The organism is Stenotrophomonas sp. YIM B06876 (assembly GCF_030711595.1).
Taxonomy (GTDB): Bacteria; Pseudomonadota; Gammaproteobacteria; order Xanthomonadales; family Xanthomonadaceae; genus Stenotrophomonas.
Genome location: NZ_JAUJUJ010000054.1, coordinates 1 through 10579, shown reverse-complemented (window position 1 = coordinate 10579; position 10579 = coordinate 1). Strand labels below are relative to the sequence as shown.

Sequence of the window (10579 nt, the reverse complement as noted above, 5' to 3'; positions counted from 1 at the left end):
GGTGCGGCGCGCAGCGCAGATCCTGCAACGCTGGCCGCAGCTGGGCGAGCCCGGCGCGCGCCTGCGCCGCCAGTACCCGTTGCTGGCCGATTGGGTGGATGCCGACATTACCCGATTGCTGGAGGTGGTCGATTGGCTGCAGCAACACCCGGACAGCGATCTCTACCTGCGGCAGTTGCCGATCGCCGGCATCGACAGCAAGTGGGTCGAGTCGCGGCGCGCGGTGGTGGCCGATCTGCTTGCCGGTGTACGCAAGCGCGATGGCCGCGACAGCCTCGACGCGCTGGCTGGCCTGCGCACCGCGCCGGACCGGGTGCGCCTGCGCCTGCTCGATCCGGCCCTGCGTGCGCTGATGGGCGGGCTGGAGGACCTGACCGTGCCGGTGGCGCAACTGGCGAGGATGAAGCTGCCGGTGCGGCAGGTGCTGATCGTGGAGAACCGGGAGACCGGGTTGGCCAGCGGCGACCTGCCGGGCACCCTGGTGCTGATGGCGCGCGGCTATGCGGTGTCGTTCCTGGAACGGATTGAATGGTTGCGCCCGCTGCCGTTGTTCTACTGGGGGGACATCGACACCCACGGTCTGGCAATCCTGCACCGGCTGCGTCATTACGCCCCGCAGACGGTGGCCTTGCTGATGGATGCCGAGACCCTGCGGGCCACCCCCCGCGAGCTGTGGGGCCATGAGGAGCAGCCGCAGATGGCGCAGCGGCTGGACCGGCTCACTCCCGTCGAACATGCGTTCTACGACGCGCTGCGCCGCGGCGATTTCGGCCCGGCCCCGCGGCTGGAGCAGGAACGCATCGCGTGGAATCATGCGTGGGCGCGAATCGCCGCCGCATTGGGGTCGGCGGCTGCTGACTGAAGTCCTGCGCTGATGCCGGAGCAGGGTCTGCCACGCCGCACTTCCGCGGCCGCGCACGCACTGGAAATTCCTGGAGGAATCGATGCATTACGTGGAAGTGGTGGCCATGCTGGCCGTGGTCCAGTACCTGTTTTTCGGCGCGCTGGTCGGGCGCGCACGCGGCCGTTCCGGCCTCAAGGCGCCGGCGGTGAGCGGCGATGAGGGTTTTGAGCGCATCTACCGGGTGCAGATGAACACGCTGGAGCTGCTGGTCGCCTTCCTGCCGGCGCTGCTGGTGGCGGCGGGCTTCTGGCCGGCGCCGTGGGTGGCGGGGCTGGGCGCGGTGTACCTGCTCGGGCGCCTGCTGTACTGGCGCGCCTATGTGGCTGCGCCGGCTACCCGTGGGCTCGGCTTCGCGCTGTCGATGCTGCCCACGCTGGTTCTGTTGGCGATGGCGTTGGCCGGCGCGGTGCTGCGCTGAGCGGTAACGGCGGGATGCGGGTCGCCGCCGGCCGTCACGGGGCGGGCGGCGTCGGCGCGCGGGCGTGGCGGCCGACGAACGGGATCAGTTCGGCCACCGGCATCGGCTTGGCAAACAGATAGCCCTGCGCATACATCACCCCCTGCTCGCGGAAGAACTCCGCCTGTTGCCGGGTTTCGATGCCTTCGGTAAGGGTGCGCATGCCCAGGGTGCGGCCCAGTTCGACGATGTGCAGCGCCACCTGGCTGGTGACCGCATCGGTGCAGGCGGTGGTGACGAAGGCCTTGTCGATCTTGAGGATGTCGAACGGGTAGGTGGTGAGGTAGGCAAGGCTGGAGTAGCCGGTGCCGAAATCGTCGATGGCGATCTGGATGCCCAGGCCGCGGAGGGTCTTGAGCACGCCCAGGGCGCTGCTCTCTTCGAGCAAGGCGCGCTCGGTGACCTCGACCACGAGTTGTCCACAACCCGGTCCGATCGCTTCGATCAGCTGCGCCAGCTGCAGCGGCGTGCGCTGGCACTGCAGGTCGCTGGGCGCAAGGTTGACCGCCAGATGGAACTGGCGATGCTCGCGCAGGAACCCGGTCAGGTCCTGGCGCACCAGTTGCAGCATCCGCTGCGTCAACAGGTGGATCATCCCGGCGTCCTCGGCGAACGGGATGAAACGGTCCGGCGCGAGGATGGTGCCGTCTTCCTGGCGCCAGCGCAGCAGCGCCTCGGCGCCGATGCAGCAATTGGTCTGCAGGTCGAACACCGGTTGATAGAGCAGGAACAGCTGGTTCCGGCGCAACGCATGCATCAGTTCCGAGCGCGGCGAGAACTGCATCCTGGTAATCAGGACGGTCAGCGCCAACACCCCGGCGCCCAGCAGGATGCCCAGCGGAATGAACCAGCGCCCGAACTGGGTGACGCGGTCGTCGATGGTGCGCAGCGGCGCGGCGGCCAGGACCGCCGAGGAATCCGCGGACACCAGCTTGCGTACCACCAGGAACTGCGCCTGCTCATCGACGAAATGGTCGCTGCCGGCACCGGGCCTGAGCCCTTGCGTCCAGCGCTGCTCCACCCGCCCTTGGCGGGCGGAGAAACGGCCGGAGTTGACGCCGAAGATGCCCAGCGAAACATTGTTCTGCGCGAACGGAGCGGTCAGCGTCTCGGTCAGCAGCAGCAGCCCGTAACCATCGCGTTCGATCACCACAAAACGCTGGCCGGGCACGCCGGGCACCCGCACGTCGATATAGACGGTGGTGCCATCGCCCTGGTGCATGTCGGCCCGGCCCAGCTGCAGATGGCGCATCAACTCGCCGCTGGAAGAACACATGACCTGGCCGTTTTCGATACGCAGCGTGCTCTTGACCGCCCGCGAGCGCATGCCGAACTGCTGCAGGCGGGAAATGCTGGCCTTGCTGCACGGCGGGTCGTGGCTGTCGCGCTCTTTTTGCACCAGCAGGGTGAGCATCTGCCGGGCATCACGGATCTGCAACACCACGCCTTCGGCGGCGGCATCGAGCTGTTCGAACTTCTCGCTCATGGCGTGTTTGCGCGCCAGGTGCAGCGACAACAGCACCGGCGCTGCGGCCAGTGCGGCGCCGACCAGCAGCAGGGCGAAGACCAAGCGGTTGCGGCTTCTGTGCACACGCATTCCTTGGCGCTGGAGGAACCGGCTCACGGTTCCGGATGAGCTGATGCCCTTTATATGCCACCGGCGTGCAGACCGGTATGGGGCCGCGGGTCAGCGGCCGCCGAAGGTATCCCAGGCCATGCGCGCGATCAGCACCACCACCAGTGCCACGAACAGTTTGCGGATAAACGGCGTGCCGCCGCGCAGGGCCAGCCGGGTGCCGACCACCGCGCCGCTGATATTGGCCGCCGCCATCGGCATCGCGATTGCCAGCAGGATGTTGCCGCTGGGGATGAAGAAGGACAAAGCCGCCACGTTGGTTGCCAGATTGACGACTTTGGACGCGGCCGAGGCGCGCAGGAAGTCCAGCCCGAAGAACCGCACGAACAGGAAAATCAGGAAGCTGCCGGTGCCCGGGCCGAAGAAGCCGTCGTAGAAGCCGATGCCGCCGCCCATCGCCAGTGCGATCCACAGTTCGCGCCGGCCGACCTCGCGCGGGCGGTGCAGGGCGCCGAAATCCTTTTTCATCAACGTGTAGCCCAGCATCAGCACCAGCAACACCAGCACCAGCGGCCGTACCGCGTGTCTGGGCAACAGGCTGACCGCGTTGGCACCCAGGAACGCGAACGCGAACGCGGCGGCCGCGGCCAACAGCACCGGCCGCCAGGGAAGTCGCACCGCGCGGGTATAGCGCCACGCCGAGACCCCGGTGCCGAATACCGAGCTGAACTTGTTGGTGCCGAACAGCACCCCGGCCGGCTGCTGCGGCAGGGCGGTGAACAGCCCCGGCAGCTGGATCAGGCCGCCGCCGCCGACCGCGGCGTCGACCAGCCCGGCGACGAAGGCGATGACGATCAACCAGGGCAGTTCGGCAGGAATCAGTTCGAGCACGGCAATGAACGCGGTAAGGGCGCGCAAGCATACGCCGCTGGCGGCGCGCATTCGCCGCCGGGTGAGCATCGCAGTGCACGGCGACGGGTAGCGCGGGCGGGCTGGCCATGACGGTTGGAGCCGGCCCGGCGAAGGACGACAATAGGCCGATGCAGATCTCGCCCACCTCGCCCTGTCCGTGCGGCCACGACCGCGCCTTCCACCAGTGTTGCGGCCGCCTGCTGGCCGGGGAGCCGGCGCCCGACGCCGAGGCGCTGATGCGCTCGCGCTACAGCGCCTATGTGCTCAAGGACGTGGATTACCTGTTGGCCAGCTGGCACCCCGACACACGGCCCTCGCAACTGTCGCTGCAGGAGGCGCCAGGGCAGCGCACGCAATGGCTGGGGCTGAGCGTGAAGCAGTCGCAACTCACCGGTGAAGACACCGCGCAGGTGCAGTTCGTGGCGCGCTACCGGGTGGGCGGCGGCAGTGCGGTGAAAATGAGCGAGCACAGCCGCTTTGTGCGCCTGCAGGGACGCTGGTATTACCTGGACGCGCTCGAACACCCCTGAGGGCGCGATCGTTCATCGCCGTGCACGGCCCGTGACGCTGTACTGACCGTGCATCCGTATCCTCGTGCGGATGCAGATTTCCACCGCCGCATTGCTGCGCAACACCACCGCCCGCACCGCACCGGCCACCCTGGCGCAGCGTTTCAAGGCGGTGCGCGAACGCAGCGTAGCCCTGGCGGCGCCACTGTCGGCCGAAGACGCGATGGTGCAGAGCATGGCCGATGCCAGCCCGGCCAAATGGCATCTGGCACACACCACCTGGTTTTTTGAACACTTCGTACTGGCGGCGCAGCCGGATTACCACTGGCTGCAGGCGGACTGGAGGGAACTGTTCAACAGCTATTACCAGAGCATCGGCCCGGCGCTGGCGCGGCCGATGCGCGGCTGGCTGTCCCGGCCGACCCTGGCACAGGTGCTGCAATACCGCGCCGCGGTGGACGAGCGCATTGCGGCCCGCTTCCATGCCGGTGACATGGACACCGTGGCGCGGCGCCATCTGATTCTGGGAATGCAGCACGAGCAGCAACACCAGGAGTTGCTGCTGACCGACATCAAGCACGCGTTCTGGAGCAATCCGCTGCAGCCGGCGTACCGCGAGGGGGCGGCAGCGCCCGCGCCGCGCGCGGTGATGCCACTGGACTGGATCGACAGCAGCGAGCGCATGGTTGAAATCGGGGCGGCCGCGTGGCCGCAGCACGCCTTGTTCGCCTATGACAACGAATCGCCCCGCCACCGGGTCCTGCTGCCCGCGCACCGGCTGGCCAATCGCCCGGTCAACAACCACGAATTCCGCCGCTTCATCGACGCCGGCGGCTACCGTGAGCCGCGCTGGTGGATGAGCCAGGGCTGGGAGCTGCGCGAGGCGCAGGACTGGCAGCACCCGCTGTACTGGGACACGGCGCTGCAGCGCGAATTCACCCTGGCCGGCTGGGCCCCGCTGGACCCGCAGGCCCCGGTCTGCCACCTGAGCTATTTCGAAGCCGATGCCTATGCGCGCTGGGCCGGCGCGCGCTTGCCAACCGAGTTCGAATGGGAAGCGGCCGCCGCCGAGTTGCCGATGGAAGGCAACTTCGCCGACGAGGGCCCGCTGCATCCGGCCGCACCGGGTGGCGCCGGCCCGGGCTTGGCCCAGCTGTTCGGCGATGTCTGGGAATGGACCAGCAGCGCCTATGGCGGCTATCCGGGCTTCCGCCCGCTGCCCGGCAGCCTGGGTGAATACAACGGCAAGTTCATGTGCGGGCAGTACGTCCTGCGCGGTGGCAGCTGTGCCACCGCCCGCGGCCATATGNAGCTGTTCGGCGATGTCTGGGAATGGACCAGCAGCGCCTATGGCGGCTATCCGGGCTTCCGCCCGCTGCCCGGCAGCCTGGGTGAATACAACGGCAAGTTCATGTGCGGGCAGTACGTCCTGCGCGGTGGCAGCTGTGCCACCGCCCGCGGCCATATGCGCGCCAGTTACCGCAATTTCTTCGCGCCACCGGCGCGCTGGCAGTTCACCGGCCTGCGGCTGGCGCGGGATGCCTCGTGAGTACCGCGGTCGAGGCGCTGGCCGCGCTCACCGATCTGACCCCCGGGCGCGCGGCCATCACCGCCGAGGTGCTGGCCGGCCTGGCGCTGCAGCCCAAGACGCTGCCGTCCAAATACTTCTATGACGCCCACGGCTCGGCGCTGTTTGAACAGATCACCCGGCAACCGGAGTACTACCTGACGCGGATGGAGCTGCAGTTGTTGCAGCAGGTGTTGCCGCAGATCGCCGCCCGGGTCGGGCCGCGGGCGCGGGTGGTCGAATATGGCAGTGGCAGCGGCCGCAAGACGCGCCTGCTGCTGCAGGTGCTGGACGATGCCGTGGCCTACACCCCGATTGAAATCTCGCGCGCGGCCTTGCTGGCCAGCGTCAGCGCGCTGGCGGCGGATTTCCCCACGGTGGAAATGCTGCCGGTGTGCGCCGACTTCACCGGTCCGGTCGCGCTGCCGCTGCCCCGGCGCCAGGCGCAGCGCACCCTGCTGTTTTTCCCGGGTTCCACCCTGGGCAACTTCACCGACGCCGACGCGGTGCGGATCCTGCAGGGCATGCACCAGAGCATGGGCGCTGACGGCCTGGCCTTGATCGGCATCGACCTGGACAAGGAACCGGCGCTGATCGAGGCCGCCTACAACGATGCCGCGGGCGTCACCGCGGCATTCACCCTCAACCTGCTGGCCCGGTTGAACCGCGAGATCGGCAGCGATTTCGATCTGGCCCGGTTCCGCCATCGCGCGCGCTACGACCGCGAGCGCCTGCGCATTGAAACTTCGCTGGTCAGCCAGTGCGCCCAGCGCGTGCAGGTGGCCGGCCATGGATTCGAGTTCCAGGCCGGGGAGGCGATGCAGGTCGAGTACAGCCACAAGTACACCGAGGCCGGCTTTGCCGCGCTGGTGGCGACGGCGGGGCTGCGGGTGTGTGCCGCCTGGGATTCCCCGGCACCGGCGTTCGGGCTGCGGCTGCTGCGCTGGCAATGAGCAACCGGCAATGCCGCTTATGATGCGCAGTCCGCGTCGCATCTGTCAGGAGTCGCCGATGAAGCCGATCACCGCCGCGCTGCTGGGACTGGCCGCGCTGGGCACCGCGTCCGGGCTGCTGGCCGCCCCGGTCGGCTCGGCGGCATTCGGTGCGTGCGGCAGCGGGCTGCAAGCCGCCGCGCAGGCCCAAGGCATTCCGGCGCAGCGTTTCGAGCATCTGATGGCCGGAATCGAGCCGGACCTGAGCGTGTTGCCGCTGCTCGACGCGCAGCCCGAATTCACCACTCCGATCTGGGATTACCTGGCGGCGCTGGTGGATACGCAGCGGATTGCCGATGGCCGCGCGCAGCTGGTCCAACATCGCGCGCTGCTGGACACGGTGTCGGCGCAGTACGGCGTGGATGCGGCCACCATCGTCGCGGTGTGGGGGGTGGAAAGCGATTACGGCCGCGTGTCCGGCAACCGTCCGCTGCTGCAGTCGCTGGCCACGCTGGCCTGCAACGGCCGCCGCCAGCCGTTTTTCCGCGGCGAGCTGCTGGCATTGCTGAGACTGCTCGACCACGGCGACCTGGATGGCGAAGGCCTGACCGGCTCATGGGCCGGCGCCTTCGGCCATACCCAGTTCATGCCGTCCACCTATGCCCGTATCGCGGTCGATGGCGATGGCGACGGCCGCCGCGACCTGGTCGCCAGCGTGCCCGATGCGTTGGCCTCCACCGCCAACTATCTGAAACAGGCCGGTTGGCGCAGCGGTCAGCCGTGGGGCGTGGAAGTGCGGATTCCGCCCGGCTTCAATTCCGCGCTGGCCGGGCGCACCCGGCGCCAGCCGCTGGCGGCCTGGCGTGCGCTGGGAATCACCGCGATGGATGGGCGTGAGGTGGCGCCCGCGGGCATCACCGCCGACGCCAATGCGGCGCTGCTGTTGCCGGCCGGCAGCAGTGGCCCGGCGCTGCTGGTGTTCCGCAACTACGACGCCATCTATTCCTACAACGCGGCCGAAAGCTACGGCTTGGCCATCGCCACCCTGGCCGACCGGCTGCGCGGCGGTGGCGGTCTGACGGCAGCGTGGCCCACCGATGACCCGGGGATCGGTCGCGCCGAGCGCCGCCAGCTGCAGGCGCTGCTGCTGGCGCGCGGGCACGCTATCGGCATGGCCGACGGCATGATCGGCAGCGCCAGCCGCCGCGCCATCCAGATCGAGCAGCAGCGGCTGGGGTGGACCACGGCTGACGGCCGGCCCGGGCGCCGGATCCTGGCGGCGCTGGAAGGCACGCCACTGCCCGCAGCGCCGACCGCCTTCACGCTGCCGCCCGCGTACCCCCGGTTTGTCCAGTCCCCGATCGTGCGGAGCGAGATTCCAATGACCGATGTACAAGGCCTGAGTACAGGCGATTTCCACGGCTTCAGCGCATGGAAGGTGGAAACGCCGTTCTCCAGCGCGGCCATCAGCGTATTTGGCGGCCAGCTGCTGTCATTCGTGCCCACGGGCGGGGCCGAGGTGATGTGGCTGTCGCCCAGCGCCAAGGCGCCACCGACTCCGATCCGCGGCGGTACCCCCGTGTGCTGGCCGTACTTCAGCCGCCAGGGGCAGGGCAACGACGTGCCCTCGCACGGTTTCGTGCGCACCGTGCCGTGGACATTGCAGCAGGCCCGCCGCGAGGCCGATGGCAGCATGGTGCTGACCCTGGCGCCGCCGGTAATGGACAACCTGTCGCTGCGGCTGACGATGGTGCTGCGTATCGGCAAGACGCTGCAGCAGGAGCTGATCACCGACAACACCGGCAGCCAGCCGGTGAATTTCACCCAGGCGCTGCACAACTACTTCAACGTCGCCGATGCCCGCGCGGTGCAGCTGCAGGGCCTGGACGGGCTGACCTATCTGGACAAGCTCGACCAGGGCAACGCGCATGTGCAGCAGGGCGACTGGAGCCTGCATGATCCGCGTGACCCCGGTCGCAGCGACCGCATCTACACCCGCGCGGGCGGCCGCTACGTGCTCACCGATCCGGGGCTGGGGCGCCGGATCGAGATCACCACCACGGGCAGCCGCTCGGTGGTGGTGTGGAATCCGGGGGAGGCCGCCGCGCAGAAGATGGATGACGTGGGCGCCGGCTGGCGCAACTATGTCTGCGTGGAGGCGGCCAACGTCGGCCCCGATGTCATCGAGCTGGCCCCCGGTGGCCGCCATGTGTTGATGCAGGTGCTGGCGGTGTCACCGCTTTGAGCGCGGCGGCGGGCTCAGGTCCGCCGCTTGCGCAGCACCAGCAGCGCAAGCATGCCGGCGAGCAGTCCCCAGAACGCCGAGCCGATACCGGCCAGGGTCAGTCCCGATGCGGTGACCAGAAAGGTGATCAGCGCCGGTTCGCGCTCGCGCTCCTCCTTCAGCGCAGCGGCCAGGCCGTTGCCGATGGTCCCCAGCAGCGCGATCCCGGCCAGCGTGGCCACCAGCTCGGCAGGGAAAGCGGCGAACACGGCCGCCACCGTCGCACCGAACAGGCCGATGAGCAGATACAGCACACCCGCGCTGACCGCGGCGGTATAGCGCCGCGCCGGATCCGCATCCACGTCGCGACCCATGCAGAGGGCCGCGGTGATCGCCGCCAGATTGATCGCGAACGCACCGAACGGCGCGAGCGCGGTATTGACTGCCCCGATCCAGCCGATCAGTGACGATACCGGCGGCGCATAGCCTGAAGCCTGCAGCACCGCCACGCCCGGCACGTTCTGGGAGGCCATCGTCACCACGAACAGCGGCAGCGCGATGCCGAACACCGCCGCCCACGACAACGTCGGCAGGGTGAACACGGGCCGGGCCAGCTGGACCTGCACCTGGTCCCACAGCAGCAGCCCGTTGCCGGCCGCCACCGCAACGCCCACCAGCACGGTGGCGATCACCGCATAGCGCGGCAACAGCCGGCGTCCCACCAGATAGGTCAGGAACATCGCCAACGCCATGCCCAGCTGGGTCTGCATTGAAACGAAGACCTCCAGCCCGAAGCGCAGCAGCACCCCTGCCAGCATGGCAGCGGCCAGTGGCACCGGGATCCGCCGCATCACCTTCTCGAACACCCCCGAGAAGCCGGCCACCATTCCCAGCACTGCCGCCAGCACGAAGCCGCCGATGGCATCGGACAACGGCAATCCACCGGCAGCCACCACCAGCATCGCCGCGCCCGGGGTGGACCAGGCGGTGACCACCGGGATGCGGTAACGCAAGGACAGGCCGATACAGGTAACGCCCATCCCCACGCCCAGCGCCCACATCCACGACGCGATCTCGGCCCGGCCCGCGCCCAGCGTCTGTGCGGCCTGGAACACGATCACGGCCGAACTGGCAAAACTGACCAGGATGGTGATGACGCCGGCAACCACTGCCGGCAGTGACAGGTCCCGTAACAGGGAGCGCGAGACAGGGGTCGGCATCAGTGGGGATCAAAGGGGCGGGCAGGCATTGTCACCCAGCGCCGCTGCCGTGCCAGCGCACGACGTCGGCGTTAGGCGACGGGGCGCGGCACCGCACTGCGGCTTCAGCCGAAACGCGCTGTCATCGCGGTGAAATAGTTGTTGACGAATTCTGTAATGCGTCTAGAATTCGCCCCCTCGCTTCAACGCAATAGCCACCTCGGTGGCACGCGCAACGGAACGACGGCAACCCACTTCGAAAGAAGCGGTTGACGGAAACAAAAAGCCTGACATACTAG

At 68.6% G+C, this 10579-nt stretch carries 9 protein-coding genes; 6 read left to right on the top strand and 3 right to left on the bottom strand.

Annotated features, from left to right (window positions below; all coding sequences use genetic code 11):
• Both QZH66_RS14030 and QZH66_RS14025 read left to right on the top strand, forming a co-directional pair.
• Positions 1–862 (top strand): DUF3322 and DUF2220 domain-containing protein (locus tag QZH66_RS14030; protein WP_305806558.1); only part of this gene is annotated, 862 nt, incomplete at its 5' end.
• Between the two features lie 82 nt (positions 863–944).
• Positions 945–1322 carry an MAPEG family protein gene (locus QZH66_RS14025; RefSeq protein ID WP_305806557.1) on the top strand — a complete coding sequence of 126 codons (378 nt, stop codon included), beginning with the start codon at positions 945–947 and terminating at the stop codon, positions 1320–1322.
• Positions 1323–1356: 34 nt separating this feature from the next.
• Here the strand turns inward: QZH66_RS14025 and QZH66_RS14020 are convergent, their stop codons facing one another.
• Both QZH66_RS14020 and QZH66_RS14015 read right to left on the bottom strand, forming a co-directional pair.
• Positions 1357–2952 carry an EAL domain-containing protein gene (locus QZH66_RS14020; protein ID WP_305806556.1) on the bottom strand — a complete coding sequence of 532 codons (1596 nt, stop codon included), beginning with the start codon at positions 2950–2952 and terminating at the stop codon, positions 1357–1359.
• 96 nt (positions 2953–3048) lie between these two features.
• Positions 3049–3828, bottom strand: coding sequence for a TSUP family transporter (locus QZH66_RS14015; RefSeq protein WP_305806559.1), 780 nt, complete (start codon positions 3826–3828; stop codon positions 3049–3051).
• A gap of 149 nt (positions 3829–3977) precedes the next feature.
• Here QZH66_RS14015 and QZH66_RS14010 point away from each other — a divergent pair, with 149 nt between their 5' ends.
• The 4 genes from QZH66_RS14010 to QZH66_RS13995 all read left to right on the top strand — a co-directional run bounded on the left by QZH66_RS14010 (position 3978) and on the right by QZH66_RS13995 (position 9102).
• A complete protein-coding gene (locus QZH66_RS14010; protein WP_305806555.1) occupies positions 3978–4379 on the top strand; it encodes a YchJ family metal-binding protein in 402 nt (133 codons plus the stop codon).
• A gap of 70 nt (positions 4380–4449) precedes the next feature.
• Positions 4450–5907: an ergothioneine biosynthesis protein EgtB gene (egtB, locus tag QZH66_RS14005; RefSeq protein ID WP_305806554.1), complete on the top strand. Its 1458-nt coding sequence runs from the start codon at positions 4450–4452 to the stop codon at positions 5905–5907.
• Positions 5904–6878: an L-histidine N(alpha)-methyltransferase gene (gene egtD / locus QZH66_RS14000; RefSeq protein WP_305806553.1), complete on the top strand. Its 975-nt coding sequence runs from the start codon at positions 5904–5906 to the stop codon at positions 6876–6878. Before egtB ends, egtD begins: the two co-directional genes overlap by 4 nt.
• Positions 6879–6936: 58 nt before the next feature.
• Positions 6937–9102, top strand: coding sequence for a lytic murein transglycosylase (locus tag QZH66_RS13995; protein ID WP_305806552.1), 2166 nt, complete (start codon positions 6937–6939; stop codon positions 9100–9102).
• A 14-nt stretch (positions 9103–9116) separates the two neighbouring features.
• Here the strand turns inward: QZH66_RS13995 and QZH66_RS13990 are convergent, their stop codons facing one another.
• A complete protein-coding gene (locus QZH66_RS13990) occupies positions 9117–10301 on the bottom strand; it encodes a benzoate/H(+) symporter BenE family transporter (protein WP_305806551.1) in 1185 nt (394 codons plus the stop codon).
• Positions 10302–10579 lie beyond the last annotated feature (278 nt).